This window comes from Parasedimentitalea huanghaiensis, assembly GCF_009753675.1.
Lineage (GTDB): Bacteria > Pseudomonadota > Alphaproteobacteria > Rhodobacterales > Rhodobacteraceae > Parasedimentitalea > Parasedimentitalea huanghaiensis.
Genome location: NZ_WQLV01000017.1, coordinates 23,188 through 39,347, shown reverse-complemented (window position 1 = coordinate 39,347; position 16,160 = coordinate 23,188). Strand labels below are relative to the sequence as shown.

Here is a 16,160-nt window from a genome sequence, read left to right as displayed (position 1 = left end):
CAGGATCATGATTTTCGATGGTCGGATTACGAACTTGCGTTCCAATCGCAGTCATTTAATGAAAATTGCGCTCACGACTGAAAAAGCCCTTCAGGTCAACAAAAATCGTAAAATCTTTTGGCATGTAAAAAGGCCTGCCGCTTTATTTCAGCCTCAGCTTGGGCCTCATCGTCCGGCCCCCATTGCTCTTCCTGCCACAGTTCATCCAACCGCGATAGCGTCCAAATCTCACCTACACTGCGCCAGTTTTCAGCCGCAGCAAATCCCAGAATCAGCGATCCGGACATGCTGACCAAATCGTGAAAGGCGGCCAATTGAAACGCGGAAAGCGCATGAACTTTTGCACGGAGAGTTTGTAATGCCTCGGCCTCCTGCCGTTTATGAAGCAACCCCTGCCGTTTAAGCAGCCGCACACCTAGGGCCGATTCGGCCCAATCCAGTGCAGGATCCCAAAGATCATTTTGACGTGAGACCAGCTCCCGGGGCGTCTCTGCCCGATAACACAGCAGGTCGGAATCACCATAATCGGCCAACATATCGGCCACTTCCGCGTGCTGGATTCGCACTTTGTCGATGGCTGCATTGGCTGACCGGGTACAGGGCATCGTATTCGGATTTACCGCTTCTTCCTGGGCCTCCCATTCCACTGCGATGGCTTCAGCCATAGTACGAGACGGCAGAAACAGACCTGCTTTGGCAGGCGTTTTAACAGCGCGACCATCCAGCTCCACAGTGAAACCCTCTGCGGTTTCGATCACCTGAACCTGTTCCCAGAATCGCTTTTGCTTCCATGCACTCATGGTTCAGGCCTTCCAAAGTCTATGTAAAAGCGGTGCCAGTTCGGCAAAGCTGTTGATAGTGTAATCGGCATTCAGCTGGTCAGCAGGGTGATACCCCCAGTCAACAGCAATGGTATGAACCCCGGCGGTACGGCCCATGTCGATGTCATAACTGGTGTCGCCAATCATCACGGTGTGCTCCGGCGCGACCCCTGTTTCCGCCATGGCCGTCAAAACCATAGAAGGATGCGGTTTCGACGGGTGGTGGTCAGCAGACTGCCGGGTCACAAAGCTGGTCAACTCATGTGCAGCGACCACCGCATCCAACCCACGTTGAGACTTTCCAGTGGCCACCCCCAACAGGTACTCCGGCACGGCGTCCAACGCTGCCAGCATCTCCAGAGTGCCCGGATACAATGGTGAATGCGCCTGACCGCCAGCCTTACGCGCCTTCATGTACGAGGACTTATACCCCTCCACCAAGGCATCCAGGGTAGGTCCATCAGCGCCAGGCGCCAGCTCCGCCATCGCCAGATCCAACGATAGCCCAATGATGGAAAGGACCGCGTCGCGCGTCGGGGCAACATGCCCAACTTCGGCAAAGGCCTCTGCCATGGCGCCGGTGATAGCGCCCTGGCTGTCCACCAGAGTTCCATCCATATCGAATAAAACCAGGCGCAGGTCTGTACTCATTCCAGCTCCTCAAACGGATCTTCCGGCACATCCTTTGGATCCCACTGAAAATAGTCCCAGGTGTCCTGCATGTGTTGCGGCAGTGGCGCAGTAATATGCAGAACTGACCTGTTCGAGGGATGTTCGATTTTGATGCTACGCGCGTGCAGGTGCAGCTTTTTGGAAATTTCGTCACCCAGTTGCGACCCCCAGCCATCGCCGAGGTTCTCTTGGCCAGATCCACCGTACTTGCCATCACCAACAATCGGATGACCCAGTTCACCCATATGGGCCCGCAGCTGGTGGGTGCGCCCGGTGACAGGGCTCAACGCCATCCATGCAGCCCGCTTACCTGCGGCCTCGAGCACAACATAATCGGTGATTGCCTTCTTGGCGCCCGGCGTGTCTTCGATATCGCGCGGGTGGATGTTGTACATCTTCTCACCTTCGCCGCCTGGACCGTGCCCATGCGCCTTGACCAGCCCGGTTTTAATCATCCCAAGCTTGGGGTGCGGAACCCCAGCAACCACTGACCAGTAAATCTTCTGTGTCTCGCGATGGCGAAACGCCGCTGTCAGTGCTTTGGCTGAGAGCCGATCACGTGCGAGCAGCAAAACGCCCGATGTATCTTTGTCCAAGCGATGCACAAGACGGGGTTTTTCTTCATAACCAAACTTGAGTGCTTCGGCCAATCCATCAACGTGGCGGCTTTGGCCGCTGCCCCCTTGCACGGCCAACCCATGTGGCTTGTTCAGCGCAATCACATGGTCGTCGCGGTAGATCACACAGGACTGGATCATCTTGATATCCGCATCCGAGATCCGGCGCTGGGTTTCGTTGGGGCGATGATCACTAGCCGGCAGTGGTGGCACCCGAACGGTCTGCCCAGCAACAACCCGTGTCGAAGGCTTCACCCGGCCGCTGTCGACGCGCAAATCGCCCTTGCGACACATCTTTTCAATCCGACCCTGGCTGACATGTGGAAACAGTCGACGCAGCCATCTGTCTAACCGCTGGTCAGTGTCCTCGTCCGAAACGATAATTTTTTGAACGCCACTCATGCCAGCACCCCTTTTGCGGCCATCAGGCCAAGAAACAATCCCGTCACCGACAAAATCACTGACATCGATACATACAGTGCAGCATAGCCAAACGCGCCACGCTCCATCAGGGTGACGGTTTCCAGCGAAAACGCCGAAAACGTCGTAAACCCACCCAACAGCCCGGTCATCACAAACGGGCTGAAATGGGTCAGGCCGCGATATGCAGCAAAGACCACAAAGGCTCCCATCAGGAACGAGCCGACAACATTCACCGTCAACACCGCAACCGGAAACGGATGATGGCCCAGCAGCCGGATCATCCCCAGACCGGCCATATAACGGCACGCCGCTCCAATTGCACCCCCAAGGGCCACATGTAACACTGTATAAAACATTGGCGGTCTCTCGCGTGTGAAGACCAAGATGTCAAGTTTTGCCAGCTTTGCACCAAACGCAGGGCTTAACAGATCCAACAGCAACTGACGTAGGGTGTGTGCTCGCACGCAGCGCATCGCTAGCTGTTGCGCTGTGTGCGCAGTTTTGCAAAAAACTCCACTCGCCGCTTCAGCTCACGTTCGAACCCACGTTCGACTGGCTGATACAGAACCGGATGTTTGACACCGTCGGGAAAATAGTTCTGCCCCGAGAACCCATCCTCGGCGTTATGATCATAGTCGTAGCCTTCACCATACCCTTGTTCCTTCATCAACCCGGTTGGCGCATTCAGGATGTGTTTAGGGGGCGGGGCGCTGCCTGTCTGCTTTGCCAACCTGCGGGCTGCGTTATACGCCATGTAGCCCGCGTTGGTTTTGGGTGCCAAAGCCAGATAAATAACAGCCTGCGCCAGAGCCAGCTCGCCCTCGGGGCTGCCCAGGCGTTCATAGGTTTCCCAGGCCTGCAGGCAAACAGCCTGCGCCTGCGGGTCAGCTAGCGCAATGTCTTCAACGGCCATCCGGGTCAGCCGTCGCGCCAGATAGCGAGGATCTTCGCCCCCCTCCAACATCCGGGCATACCAATACAGCGCCGCATCCGGATCAGACCCGCGCACTGATTTATGCAGAGCGGAAATCAGGTTGTAATGTTCATCACCCGATTTGTCATATTTCGCCGCCCGCCGCATCAACCGAGTTGCCAGTGCATCCCGATTCAGCGGCTTGTCCACCTTCCACGCGGAGACCTGTTCAATCAGGTTCAATAACGATCGGCCATCCCCATCTGCCATTTCCTGCAACGCATCACGCGCATCTGCATCCAGTGGCAATGCGCGACCCAATTCCTGTTCGGCCCGCTGGGTCATCAGCTCCAGATCCACCAAAGACAGACGTTCCAACACCAGAACTTGCGACCGGCTGAGCAGCGCGGCGTTGAGCTCAAAGCTGGGGTTCTCGGTGGTGGCCCCAACAAGCAGGATGGTGCCATCTTCCATATGGGGCAGAAACCCATCTTGCTGAGCCTTGTTGAACCTGTGCACCTCATCGACAAACAACAGGGTTCCGCGCCCGTTTTGCCGCCGGATTTTTGCCGCCTCGAACACTTTCTTCAGATCAGCAACACCGCTGAAAATCGCGCTGATCTGAACAAAATGCAGATCTGTCTCGTCCGCCAGCAAACGCGCAATGGTGGTCTTGCCCACGCCCGGGGGACCCCAGAATATCAAAGACGACAGTGAACCAGAGGCCAACATGACCCCCAGCGGCGCCTCTGCCCCCAAGACCTGCTCCTGCCCAATGACCTGCGCTAGGTTTTTGGGCCGCAGCCGATCGGCCAAGGGCCGCTTGGGTTCAGGTCGATCAGGTTGCGCAGCGCCGCTGTCGAAGAGATCTGCCATAGTTATAGCCGGAACCGCAGGTTCAACCGTTGACCGCCGCGTTGCAGGTTCAGGTTCAACCGTCGACCGGACTCACTTAAAAACTGTGGGACTTCGGTTGTCTCAGCCACCTCATTGCCGTTGATTGCCAGCAAGACATCACCGGGACGCAGCCCCGCGCGTGCACCGTGCTGGCCAGGGTCAGTGATGACGATGCCTTCTGCATTGAGAGCCAGCCCCATGCGGAAAATGACCTCAGGATTGATTCTCGCCACCGTCAAACCCGGGAGCGGGGTATTCTCGCCCAACTGGACTGGTGCGGCGGGAGGCCTATTGGGAGCTGCCATCATCTGAACGTCGAGGACGTCCTTTTCAGTGCCCCGCAGGCGGGTGACCTGAGCCGTACTCCCCATACCGGCAACCGACATGCGAAAGGCCATTTCTGAAGGCGAATTGACCACCTGGCCATCCACCATGGAAATAACATCGCCAACTTTGAACCCGGCTTCTACAAACGGACTGGCGGAATGCAGATCCGAAATCACCATACCTTCGGGTAAGGCCATCCCCATCGACGCCGCAAGATCGGCATCTACGGGCTGCCCCGACATGCCTGCCCAGGGTCGCTGGAACTCTTCTGTTCCGCTCCGGGCCTGATGGACAATTTCGCCAACCAAATTGGCTGGAATGGCAAACCCAATACCATTGGACCCACCGGACCGGCTCAGAATTCGGGTATTGATGCCGATCAGATCGCCATTGACGTCAATCAAGGCGCCGCCAGAGTTGCCTGGATTGATCGCCGCGTCGGTTTGCAGGTAATAGCCAAACCCTTCACCCGTAGCGGTGCCGGTACGGGCCAGACCGGAAATGATGCCACTGCTGACGGTTTGCCCGACACCAAAGGGATTACCGATGGCCAGTGCCAGTTCCCCCACCTCAACCTGATCACTGTTGCGCAGATCCAGGAAAGGAAGGTCTTCAGCCCCATCCAACTGAAGGATCGCCAGATCGCTGGCCTTGTCCGACAGGATGACGCGGGCATTATACTCGCGCCGATCTGTAGTCACCACACGGATTTCAGTCGCCATGCCCACCACATGATAGTTTGACACCACTATACCATCATCTGAAAGGATCACGCCTGACCCCAGCGAGTTCTGCACCCGCTGTTGTGGCTGGGAAAGCCCCCGGAAAAATTCATCGAAAAACGGGTCGTTGGAAAACGGGGTGCGCTGACGTTCCTGAGTGACGGTCTTGGTATAGATGTTCACAACTGCTGGCGCAGCTTCTTTCACCAAAGGCGCAAAGCCAAGACTGATTTCGGCCTGAGATACCGGGACCCGTGTCTCAGCGGTCAACGGCGTTGCGGCGGCTACAACGAGGGCAATAAGGGTTGCGCGGATCATTTTGGCTCCAAGTTAGCGTGTCCCTAGGATATGCGGGGGGCACCGGCCAAATGCAAGCGCAGCCCGATCAAAAGAAAGACAAGGGCGCTGCCCCTCTTGGCCAAAGGCCAATTCACCCCGGAGTAGTTTTTTGCAAAAAGAAATCCCAAAAGTTGATCCGTCAATGGCTTCATCTAGCCCTAAATATCCCCGCCGGAGGCAGCGCCCATCGGGTGCCTTACAAGCCATCCAACAAAACAGACTTTGCGCCAGATAGGAGAGTACCGTTGTCAGCAGTCAGTATACCACCCAAGACTCTTCACCTTAAGATATAACTTGAAACCACCCCCACTCCGCGCGACCATAAGCCTAGTTGGTAGGGGGTTTGCAGTGAAGCAGATAGTCAATCCATTGGTCGCGGCGGCATTTGTTGCTAGCGCACCAGCACATGCTCAGGACTGGAGTTATTCAGCCGCACTGTACCTATATGCAGCGGAGACCGAAACAAGCATCGGTGATCGGAGTGCAACACTCAGCTTTTCAGACGCTTTGGAAAATCTGGACGCCACTTTTATGGGGACATTCACCGCCGAAAACGGTCAATGGGGCGTTTCGCTCGATTACATGATGACCGATATCGGGTTTAACACCGCAACGCCGGGTCCTTCCTATAGTGGGCTGAACACATCTATCAAAACGCGGATCCTGACTGGGTATTTGTCATACCGGATCCACGAAACTGAAACAGTCAGCACAGACTTGTTGGCTGGTGCGCGCTGGTACGACACGAATACCACCATGACGCTACAGGCAGGCACTCTGCCCACCAACAGCCGCACCACGTCGGATGACTGGACCGATCCGGTGATTGGTCTGCGTTCTAGATTCAGCCTAAATGATAAATGGTCTGGGACAGTTGTTGCCGATGTCGGCGGCTGGGAAGATCGCGAGACCTGGCAGGTACTTTTGACCGCAGACTATGCCTTTAGTAACAAATGGGTTGGGCGGTTTGGATTTCGGCACATCAGCGTCAGTAACGATAGTGGTACAAACAGCTATAGCTTTAAGCAGTCCGGCCCTATTGCGGGGATGACCTACCGTTTCTAAGCTTCCAAAGCCCAAAGCAACTGTGTTTCCTAACAATTAATAGCGACGAACACTCAACGACAACCAAAACTCAGAGCATCTAATTTAGTAGAGAAAAGCCATGTGACTGGCGCATTTTCCAGAACATCAAATCGCAACAAACCCATGAATGCTGTGCTTAAAAAACTACATGTGTTTGACACGCACATGACCTATTTCTTCCCCGAAGATGTTCGGTACTTTGACGGCTTTCTAGAGGCTGAAATTGGACCGGCCTCAAGCGAGGAATGGAGCCGGTTTTCGGCCATAGTTTGTACACCGTCATGGTTTGCGCAAAATATAGTTACCCGTGGAAAGCAGGACCCAACGCACGCGACCTTTTACAAGGCCTCATTTGGCACTCACCACCTGTTCGTGCATGAGTATGATGAAGACATTATTCGAAAGGCCATTGAGGATCTGGTCAGTGTACATGGGCAAGGTGACTGGTCAAAAGCAGCTATGCGACTTTCTAGGCACCTTGCATGGGAATTTGATGACTATGACCCAACCGAAAAGTAGCAATTAGTCGCCTTTATGGCGTCGAAACAAAACATGCTATGCTGCCCTCAACGAAACACATGACAGCCAGCCAAACAAAAAGCCCCCGCTCCGGATGGAACGAGGGCTCTCGACGCACAGGATCTAAGATCCGGCGGCTTATTCTTCGGCAGCAACTTCTACAGCTGCAACACGCGCCTTGTCGGCTGCGCCTTTGGCATCGCGGTCAACGAATTCGATGATCGCCATTTGCAGCCTTATCGCCATAACGGACACCAGCCTTCAAGACGCGAACCCACCACATTGGCGGCCGTAAAAGCGTTGGCGTAGAACTTGCAGAACACGCTTGCCTCTGTGCCAACTGAACAGTTCTTGGTTCGACAACCCGACTACCCCCCAGAGCGACGAATTCCATCACCCCGGGAGAGCATTGTTATGAACCTAAAAGTCCTGCCACTGAGCCTGAGGGTCGGTACCAGTGGCCGCCATAGGCGCTGACGACGAGGCCTCATCAGACCAATCGTCTAGATCGCCACCGGATCCATGCGCGGTCGGCGCCAACTCCGGTGTGCCACCAAATGATGTCGCTCTGTGGGACAATCCGAAATGAGACATAAGTTCAGTCAATTTGCTGGTGTCGGCCTTAAGCAAATGGCTGGCAGCTGTAGATTCTTCAACCATGGCTGCGTTTTTCTGGGTTACCTCATCTAACTGGATCATACCGCTGTTGATTTCGTTCAAGCCAATCGACTGCTCGCTCGCACCTTCGGCAATGCCGGCCACCTGTTTGGTAATCTCACCGACCTGTTCAACGATACTTTGCAGGGCTGTACCGGCTCGACCCACCAGATCCACACCTCGTTCAACTTGTTCCGTACTGTCACCGATCAGGGTCTTGATCTCCATCGCTGCATCGGAGGAACGTTGCGCCAATGCCCGCACCTCAGAGGCGACCACGGCGAATCCACGACCGGCCTCTCCTGCGCGGGCGGCTTCGACCCCGGCGTTCAGGGCCAACAGGTTCGTTTGGAAGGCAATATCATCTATCACCGAGATGATCTGACTGATATGGCGCGAAGACTCTTCGATTTCGGTCATTGCCGACACCGCGTTCTGAACCACTTTGCCACTGTCTCTGGCCTCGTCACCGGCCTTGTTCATGGTGGCTTCGACGCTGCGGGCTCCGTCGGCGGATGACTTGACCGAAGCCGTCAGTTCGTCCAGGGCAGCAGCCGTTTGCTCAAGCGTGGCGGCCTGGCTTTCGGTGCGATGTGACAAATCATCCGACGCCTGGCTGATCTCTTCAGCGCCATTTCTGATGCTACCCGTTGTATCACCCACACGTTCCACAATGGCCTGCAGCGTTGAAACCGAACCGTTAAAGTCCTGACGCAGACACTCGTAATCTTCCGGGAAGCGTTCCTGTATCTGGATATCCAGCTCGCCTTCAGCCAGTCTGGACAGGCGTTCACTCAGGGTGTGCACAACGGCATTCTGCTCTGTCTGCTTGTCTTCTGCTTTTCGCTCGGCCTCTTCTAGGGCGATGCGCGATTCACGAAATACTTCCAAAGCGCGAGCCATCTGGCCAATTTCGTCACCACGGCGCTGGCCCTGCACTCTGACGCTATTGTCACCATCAGCAAGGTCACGCATCGAATTCGTCAGGATCTTGATGGCCCGACCTATTTTGGAGCCAATCAACAACGAAACAACCGTACTGAGTGCAATCGCCGCCGCAATGGCGATCGGGATCATGGTGCGAGTTGAAGAGGAGGTCTGATTGTTTTCAGCCTGTCGGGTCGTCATCAGGGCCTGTTCTTCCGCATGGAACGCAGCCATGATTGCACGAAAGCCATCAAAGTACTTTTTTCCATTCCCTTCGCCGACAAGATCGGCCATGTCATCCATGGTTTTTGCATCGCCAATTTGGTTCCGCAAGGCGATGTCCGGCACGACTACTTCTGCACGCCATGTATCAATTATGGTTTCGATTTCATCGAGCCGTGCCAATTGATCAGGGTATCCCTCAACAGCGCTCTTTAGTTCGGTCAGAATATTTTTGAACGCCTCTTGACCGACGTTGTAGGGTTCCAGGAACGCCTCGTCCCCAGCCAGATAGAATCCACGGGCACCAGTTTCCATGTCAATGGCTGATGCCAAGAGATCCTGGGCCTGGTGAAGAATGAGAGACGCTTCCTCGACTTGGCTCACGGCCTCCTTAACATCACTTGCCGCAACAAACTCTGTACTCATTACTTCGGCCGAGACCGCTTGTCTTTCAGCCAGCAGGTCGTTTTCAGCCCCCATGAACGCAGCAATCACCCGCCGGAACTCATCGAAATAGGTTTTACCCTTGGCCTTTCTGATCTCGATGGCCATATCATTCATGGATGGCGCATCACCAATTGCGCGGCGCAGCGCGATCATGGGATCGGCCACGTTGACCTGCCACTCTTTCAGAACATCTGCCGCTTCATTCAGGCGATCGACCTGGGGCGGGTTGTCGCTGACAGTCACTGCCAGTTCCGCCAGCGCCTGATAGGCGCTGTCCTGCCCCGCGTTGTAGGGCTCCAAAAACTCTTCTCGTCCGGCAAGCAAGTACCCACGCAAACCCGTTTCCATATCAACAGCCGATGCAACAATCGCATTTGACTGCCCCAATACCTTTTGCGTGTGTTCCACCCATCCCGACTTTACTTCCATTTGAGTGAGATTCGTCATGATGAACACGCCAATGGCCATAAACAGCGCCAACGGAACCAAGGTCACCGCAATGATTTTCTGTTTGGTCTTCAAGTCGGTAAACCTGAAGCGTTTCAGAGGGAATTTTGAATTGTCGCTCACTTCATCGTCCTACTCTTACTGCTGATGCAAGAAGCAGAACATAATCTGATTACCCATTCCTAATTGGCCATAAAAACAAGATAGATCACAGCACGACAAAGCCCCCGGTCCGGCTGGAACGAGGGCTTGGCAATCTCAGATCAGACTGAAATTATTATTCTTCGGCAGCAACTTCTGCAGCTGCAACACGCGCCTTGTCGGCTGCGCCTTTGGCGTCGCGGTCGCGGTCAACAAATTCGATAATCGCCATCGGTGCCATGTCGCCATACCGGAAACCAGCTTTCAGAACGCGGACGTATCCGCCCTGACGGTCCTTGTAGCGTGGACCCAGGATGTCGAACAATTTGCTGACGTACTGGTCTTCTTTCAACTTGGATGCGGCCTGACGACGGGCGTGCAGGTCGCCACGTTTTGCCAGCGTGATCATCTTTTCGATGATTGGACGCAATTCTTTTGCTTTTGGCAGAGTTGTTTTGATCTGCTCGTGCTCGATGAGCGAGCCAGCCATGTTCGAGAACAGAGCTTTACGGTGCTCATGTGTACGATTCAGGCGGCGATAACCACGTTTATGACGCATTTTCGAATTCCTTCTTCAGGTTTTGCTTTGTCTGGAGACCGATGCGGGTCAGTCCCTCTCCTTGGGGCAATATTGCCCAGTCGTCCCCACCATTGTGGGCATTGCGGAGAGGGCTTTACGCCCTCTCCAATCTCTTGACCAGCCCTATTAGAACGAGTCTTCGAACTTTTTCGCCAGATCTTCGATGTTGTCCGGTGGCCAGTCCTCGACGTCCATGCCGAGATGCAGACCCATGCCCGAAAGCACTTCCTTGATCTCGTTCAGCGACTTGCGGCCGAAGTTTGGAGTACGCAGCATTTCTGCTTCGGTTTTCTGGATCAGATCGCCGATGTAGACAATGTTGTCGTTCTTCAGACAGTTTGCCGAACGTACAGACAGTTCCAGTTCGTCCACTTTCTTCAACAGAAGCGGGTTGAACTCGAGACCGTCGTCTTCGTCCTGACGCGATGCCGACTCTGGCTCGTCGAAGTTCACGAAGATCGACAGCTGGTCCTGCAGGATACGCGCAGCAAAAGCAACAGCGTCGTCCGGCGTGATCGAACCATCGGTATCAATCTTCATGGTCAGTTTGTCATAGTCCAGAACCTGACCTTCGCGGGTCGGCTGAACGTCGTACGAAACTTTTTTGACCGGCGAGTAGATTGCGTCGATCGGGATCAGGCCGATAGGTGCATCTTCCGGCTTGTTCTTCTCAGCCGAAACATAACCGTTGCCAGTGTTCACAGTCAGTTCCATGAACAAATCAGCGCCGTCGTCCAGGTGACAGATCACATGGTCGCGGTTCAGGATCTCGATACCAGCGGACTCAGAGATGTCACCAGCAGTCACAACAGCTGGGCCTTTGGCATTGATCGACAGACGCTTAGGGCCTTCGACTTCCATCCGCAGGCAAACGCCTTTGAGGTTCAGAATGATGTCGGTGACGTCTTCACGCACACCGGCAACGCTGGAAAATTCGTGCAGAACGTTATCGATCTGTACGGATGTGATGGCAGCGCCTTGCAGCGAGCTCATCAGAATACGGCGCAGGGCGTTGCCCAGGGTCAGACCAAAGCCACGTTCCAGCGGCTCAGCGACAACAGTCGCCTGGCGTGCTGGGTCGTTGCCCGGCTTAACTTCAAGCTGTGTCGGCTTGATCAGTTCTGCCCAATTCTTATGGATCATGCGTTCCCTCCATTCCTGCCTGTACCCCATGTCCGGTAGGTTCAGGCGCCCGAGGTTTCTAATGACAAACTGGGGCCCATGCAAAAAACACAGGACCCCAGCGATAAATTGTGTCGCTTAGACGCGGCGGCGCTTCGGCGGACGGCAACCATTGTGTGCCATCGGAGTCACATCACGGATCGATGTGATGTTGAAGCCGATTGCTGCCAAAGCGCGCAGCGCGGATTCACGACCGCCACCGGGGCCCTGAACTTCGACTTCCAGAGTTTTAACACCATGTTCCTGTGCTTTTTTGCCTGCATCTTCTGCAGCCAGCTGAGCGGCGTACGGTGTGGATTTCCGCGAGCCTTTGAAGCCGCAGGTACCAGCCGAAGACCAGGAAATTGCGTTACCTTGAACATCCGAGATGAGGATCTTGGTGTTGTTGAACGAGCTGTTAACGTGAGCAACGCCGGAGGCGATGTTCTTACGCTCTTTTTTCTTCGTACGAGTCTTATCGCGTGCCATTGATCAAACCCTCCCTTACTTCTTCTTACCAGCAATAGCCCGTGCAGGGCCTTTGCGAGTACGAGCGTTGGTGTGGGTCCGCTGACCACGAACAGGCAGGTTACGACGGTGACGCAGGCCACGGTAGCAACCCAGATCCATCAGACGTTTGATGTTCATGGTTGTTTCGCGGCGAAGATCGCCTTCCACTTCGACGTTGGCGTCGATGTGCTCGCGAATTTTCAGAACTTCGGCGTCGGTCAGCTCATTAACACGACGGGTCATTTCGATGCCTACGGCTTCGCAAATGGCCTGAGCCGTGGTGTTACCGATTCCGGTGATATAGGTAAGGGCGATTGGAACCCGCTTTGCAGTCGGGATGTTTACGCCGGCAATACGTGCCACGTTATACGTTCCTTTTGTTGCGGTTCCGTAGTACCGGAACCTTTTTTCACAACACTAGGCTGTGGCAGCAATGCCGTTTGGCCCAGTATTTTAGAGGTAGTTTTGCAGATGAGTTAAACCCACCCACAGGAATTGATTCCCCGTAGGGATGGGCTTGGGTATGAGGTATTTTAAGGATCGTCAACCCACCTTTTGATTGACGCTACAGATCATTGCTAGCGCAACCAATCAGATAGAGTCAGTTCGCGCAGGAATTGAACCGGGTCGGCTCATCTGATCCGTCATAGAGCTTCACCACCCCAGGCTCCTCATTGCTCATCACAAAGGTGAACAGCTTGGGTTCGTAGTCCGGACCTGGATACTCGCACTGCCCCACATGAGTCGAAACATGGTAACTGTCCCAGTTAAAGGTCAGCTCCGGTGAAAACAGGCAATAGAGCTCCATCGAGTTGAAACCATATGGGTCCAGGATCAGCCCGCCTTCGCTCGCGAAATCGAGCAATCCATGCTCCTCCTTCATCATTGCACAGGCGCGGAGGTCATCAACTAGGACCTGAGCTGATACGGCCGGGGCGGCAACACAAAGGGCGGCAATACAAAGAGCGGGACGAATTGGCATAAATTGGGTTCCTGAATCAAAAAGGGCTAGGAATGTCCTAGCCCCAATTGGTTATCAACCTACCAATGCGTTGATCAGCCCAGAATGGCCTCGATCGACTTTTGCACTTCGGTGATGTCAGCCAGACCATTGACGGGACGCAGGTCGCCCTTGGCATAGTAATAGCCAATCAGCGGCGAGGTCTTTTTGTAGTATTCCATCAAACGGGTGCGCAGGCTGTCTTCGTTGTCATCTGCGCGCCGCACCATGTTGGTACTCCCGCAGTTGTCACATTTGCCGTCCTCAGCCGTTGGTTTGGTTTCGTCGTGGTAAACTTCACCACAATCGCCACAGGTAAAGCGACCGGTGATCCGCTTAACCAGCGCATCGTCGTCGACCCGCATTTCGATCACGGTGTGCAGTGACTGGCCCAGTTTGGCGAGCAAAGCCGCCAGTGCGTCAGCCTGAGCAAGTGTGCGTGGGAAGCCGTCGAAAATAAAACCAGCGCCAGGTTCGGCAGACAGTTTCTCCTCGATCAAGCCAATGACGATCTCGTCCGTGACCAGCTTGCCGGCATCCATGATGGCCGCGACTTTCTTACCCATCTCAGTCCCGCTGGACTTGGCATCGCGCAGCATATCTCCGGTGCTGAGCTGTACCATGCCACGGGTGTCAACCAGATGGCGCGCTTGGGTGCCTTTGCCGGCACCCGGTGGTCCTAGAAGGATAATATTCATCGGCGCGCTGGCCCGCGCTTACCGCGCTTCTTGCTTTTGCGACCCAACTGACTTTTCTCGATCAGGCCTTCGTACTGATGTGCCAAGAGATGACTTTGCGCCTGCTGGATTGTGTCCATAGTCACAGAGACCACAATCAGAACCGATGTACCACCGAAGTAGAACGGGATGGCAAACTGCCCGCGCAGGATTTCTGGCAGCAACATAACCAGTACCAGATAGCCCGAGCCCAGAACCAACACGCGGTTGACGACGTACTCAAGATACTCGGCGGTCTTCTTGCCTGGACGGATACCGGGAACAAAGCCGTTCTGGTTCTTCAGGTTGTCGGCAACCTCTTCAGGTTTGAACGACACGTTGAAGGTGTAGAAATAGGCGAAGAACACGATCATCGACACAAAGAACAGCAGGTACAGCGGTTGACCGGGGCCAAAGTTGGCCAGCAGCCAGGACATGACAGGGCCACTTGTCGCACCGGACGAGAAGGTCGAGATGGTGGTTGGCAGCAACAACAGCGAGCTGGCAAAGATGGCCGGGATCACGCCTGCTGGGTTCACTTTGACCGGCAGATGCGAAGAGCCACCGTCATAAACTTTCATGCCAACCTGACGGCGTGGGTACTGGATGTGGACCTTACGCAAGGCCCGTTCCATAAACACCACAAACATGATGATTGCGACAACCATGATAAGAACCATCACGATGACCGCCGGGCTGATAGCACCGGACCGACCAGAGGCAAAGAACTGAGCAAGAGCAGCAGGAACTTCGGCGATGATACCAACAAAGATGATCAGCGAGATACCGTTGCCCAGACCACGCTGGGTAATCTGCTCACCCAACCACATCAGGAACATGGTGCCACCAACAAGGGTGATCATACAGGCCAGACGGAAATACATACCGGGGTCGGTTGCCAGTTCACCAGCCTCAAGCGACACGGCCAGACCATAAGATTGGGCTGTGGCCAGCGCCACGGTGCCAAACCGGGTGTACTGGTTGATCTTCTTGCGGCCCTGCTCGCCTTCTTTCTTCAACTGCTCCAGCGACGGAACCATCGAGGTCAACAGCTGGATAATAATCGAAGCCGAGATATAGGGCATAATGCCGAGGGCAAAAATACCCATACGACCAAGGGCACCACCAGTGAACATGGAGACCATGCCGCCGATACCCTGGCCGGCCTGTTCCATGAAATCGCGCAGGGCGAGTGTGTCGATGCCCGGAACCGGAATGAATGTGCCCAGACGGTAGACAATCAAAAGGGCGAGTGTGAACAGGATGCGATTGCGCAGGTCTGTCGCTTTGCCAAGCGCGGACCAGCTGGTGTTCGCCGCCATTTGTTCTGCTGCTGATACCATGAAAAAGGTCTCTTTATTGCGAAAACGCCGCCCGGAGCCGTTTTCCGGCTCGGGCGGCGTCAATTGGAAAACTGGAGACTATGTAAGCGGCATTGTTGCCGCTCACAAGGGCTTACTCAGCTGCGGCTTCTTTTGCCACTACGGTCAGGGCGCCGCCTGCCTTTTCTACTGCTTCAACAGCCGCCTTAGAGGCACCGGTTACAGAGATTGTGGCTTTGGCAGTGATTTCGCCTTTGGCCAGAACGCGGATACCGTCCAGCTTGCGACGAACAACACCCGATTCGACCAGCGAATCTTCAGTGATCGACTTGGCGTCAAGTTTGCCCAGGTCGATGAATTTCTGGATCAGGCCCAGGTTGATGACTGCAAATGCCTTGCGGTTTGGCTTGTTGAAGCCACGCTTTGGCAGACGCTGGTACAAAGGCATCTGACCGCCTTCAAAACCTTTAATCGCAACACCCGAACGGGATTTTTGACCTTTGATACCACGGCCACCCATTTTACCGGTGCCGGAACCCGGACCACGGCCAATGCGCTTGCGTTTTTTAGTTGCGCCTGGGTTGTCGCTCAGTTCGTTAAGTCTCATATCGCTTCTCCTTGGCCGGATGTGACCCACGAAGCGAATTCGGGCCAACCACGGCATATAGTGATTTTGATTCTCGTGACCCGGATG

Annotated in this window: 17 protein-coding genes and 1 pseudogene; 2 read left to right on the top strand and 16 right to left on the bottom strand. The window is 54.8% G+C overall.

The window, feature by feature from the left end:
- Window positions 1-95: 95 nt before the first annotated feature.
- The 6 genes from GO984_RS20275 to GO984_RS20250 all read right to left on the bottom strand — a co-directional run bounded on the left by GO984_RS20275 (window position 96) and on the right by GO984_RS20250 (window position 5,710).
- On the bottom strand, window positions 96-800 hold the full coding sequence (locus GO984_RS20275) for an ATP12 family chaperone protein (protein WP_157024389.1): 705 nt from the start codon (window positions 798-800) through the stop codon (window positions 96-98).
- Window positions 801-803: 3 nt separating this feature from the next.
- Window positions 804-1,472: an HAD-IA family hydrolase gene (locus GO984_RS20270; protein ID WP_157024388.1), complete on the bottom strand. Its 669-nt coding sequence runs from the start codon at window positions 1,470-1,472 to the stop codon at window positions 804-806.
- On the bottom strand, window positions 1,469-2,512 hold the full coding sequence (locus GO984_RS20265; RefSeq protein ID WP_157024387.1) for an RluA family pseudouridine synthase: 1,044 nt from the start codon (window positions 2,510-2,512) through the stop codon (window positions 1,469-1,471). Before GO984_RS20265 ends, GO984_RS20270 begins: the two co-directional genes overlap by 4 nt.
- Window positions 2,509-2,889, bottom strand: a complete 381-nt coding sequence (gene crcB, locus GO984_RS20260; protein WP_157024386.1) for a fluoride efflux transporter CrcB — start codon at window positions 2,887-2,889, stop codon at window positions 2,509-2,511. The genes GO984_RS20265 and crcB overlap by 4 nt, the downstream gene beginning before the upstream one ends.
- A 119-nt stretch (window positions 2,890-3,008) precedes the next feature.
- Window positions 3,009-4,322: a replication-associated recombination protein A gene (locus GO984_RS20255; RefSeq protein WP_157024385.1), complete on the bottom strand. Its 1,314-nt coding sequence runs from the start codon at window positions 4,320-4,322 to the stop codon at window positions 3,009-3,011.
- A gap of 2 nt (window positions 4,323-4,324) precedes the next feature.
- Window positions 4,325-5,710, bottom strand: coding sequence for a trypsin-like peptidase domain-containing protein (locus tag GO984_RS20250; protein ID WP_157024384.1), 1,386 nt, complete (start codon window positions 5,708-5,710; stop codon window positions 4,325-4,327).
- A 369-nt stretch (window positions 5,711-6,079) separates the two neighbouring features.
- Between GO984_RS20250 and GO984_RS20245 the strand changes: the two genes are divergently transcribed.
- Window positions 6,080-6,796 carry a porin family protein gene (locus GO984_RS20245; RefSeq protein WP_342448116.1) on the top strand — a complete coding sequence of 239 codons (717 nt, stop codon included), beginning with the start codon at window positions 6,080-6,082 and terminating at the stop codon, window positions 6,794-6,796.
- A gap of 144 nt (window positions 6,797-6,940) precedes the next feature.
- Complete coding sequence (locus GO984_RS20240) at window positions 6,941-7,336, top strand: Imm8 family immunity protein (protein ID WP_157024383.1); 396 nt, start codon at window positions 6,941-6,943, stop codon at window positions 7,334-7,336.
- 138 nt (window positions 7,337-7,474) lie between these two features.
- Here GO984_RS20240 and GO984_RS24025 read toward each other — a convergent pair.
- From GO984_RS24025 to rplO, 10 genes and pseudogenes are all read right to left on the bottom strand, one after another.
- Window positions 7,475-7,630, bottom strand: a pseudogene (locus tag GO984_RS24025) (50S ribosomal protein L17); the annotation flags it as partial.
- A gap of 126 nt (window positions 7,631-7,756) precedes the next feature.
- Window positions 7,757-10,159, bottom strand: coding sequence for a CHASE3 domain-containing protein (locus GO984_RS20230; RefSeq protein WP_342448115.1), 2,403 nt, complete (start codon window positions 10,157-10,159; stop codon window positions 7,757-7,759).
- A gap of 154 nt (window positions 10,160-10,313) precedes the next feature.
- A complete protein-coding gene (gene rplQ, locus GO984_RS20225; protein ID WP_138163961.1) occupies window positions 10,314-10,736 on the bottom strand; it encodes a 50S ribosomal protein L17 in 423 nt (140 codons plus the stop codon).
- A 147-nt stretch (window positions 10,737-10,883) separates the two neighbouring features.
- Window positions 10,884-11,900, bottom strand: a complete 1,017-nt coding sequence (locus GO984_RS20220; protein ID WP_138163960.1) for a DNA-directed RNA polymerase subunit alpha — start codon at window positions 11,898-11,900, stop codon at window positions 10,884-10,886.
- Between the two features lie 117 nt (window positions 11,901-12,017).
- Window positions 12,018-12,407 (bottom strand): 30S ribosomal protein S11, encoded by a 390-nt coding sequence (gene rpsK, locus GO984_RS20215; RefSeq protein WP_157024382.1) that lies wholly within the window; start codon window positions 12,405-12,407, stop codon window positions 12,018-12,020.
- Between the two features lie 15 nt (window positions 12,408-12,422).
- The gene (gene rpsM / locus GO984_RS20210) at window positions 12,423-12,791 is read right to left on the bottom strand and encodes a 30S ribosomal protein S13 (protein ID WP_138163958.1); all 369 of its coding nucleotides are present in this window, start codon (window positions 12,789-12,791) and stop codon (window positions 12,423-12,425) included.
- Between the two features lie 238 nt (window positions 12,792-13,029).
- Window positions 13,030-13,410 carry a hypothetical protein gene (locus GO984_RS20205; protein WP_157024381.1) on the bottom strand — a complete coding sequence of 127 codons (381 nt, stop codon included), beginning with the start codon at window positions 13,408-13,410 and terminating at the stop codon, window positions 13,030-13,032.
- 74 nt (window positions 13,411-13,484) lie between these two features.
- Entirely contained in the window at window positions 13,485-14,126 is a 642-nt protein-coding gene (locus GO984_RS20200; protein ID WP_157024380.1) for an adenylate kinase, read from the bottom strand.
- Window positions 14,123-15,487: a preprotein translocase subunit SecY gene (gene secY / locus GO984_RS20195; RefSeq protein WP_138163954.1), complete on the bottom strand. Its 1,365-nt coding sequence runs from the start codon at window positions 15,485-15,487 to the stop codon at window positions 14,123-14,125. The genes GO984_RS20200 and secY overlap by 4 nt, the downstream gene beginning before the upstream one ends.
- 112 nt (window positions 15,488-15,599) lie before the next feature.
- Window positions 15,600-16,073, bottom strand: a complete 474-nt coding sequence (rplO, locus tag GO984_RS20190; protein WP_157024379.1) for a 50S ribosomal protein L15 — start codon at window positions 16,071-16,073, stop codon at window positions 15,600-15,602.
- Window positions 16,074-16,160 lie beyond the last annotated feature (87 nt).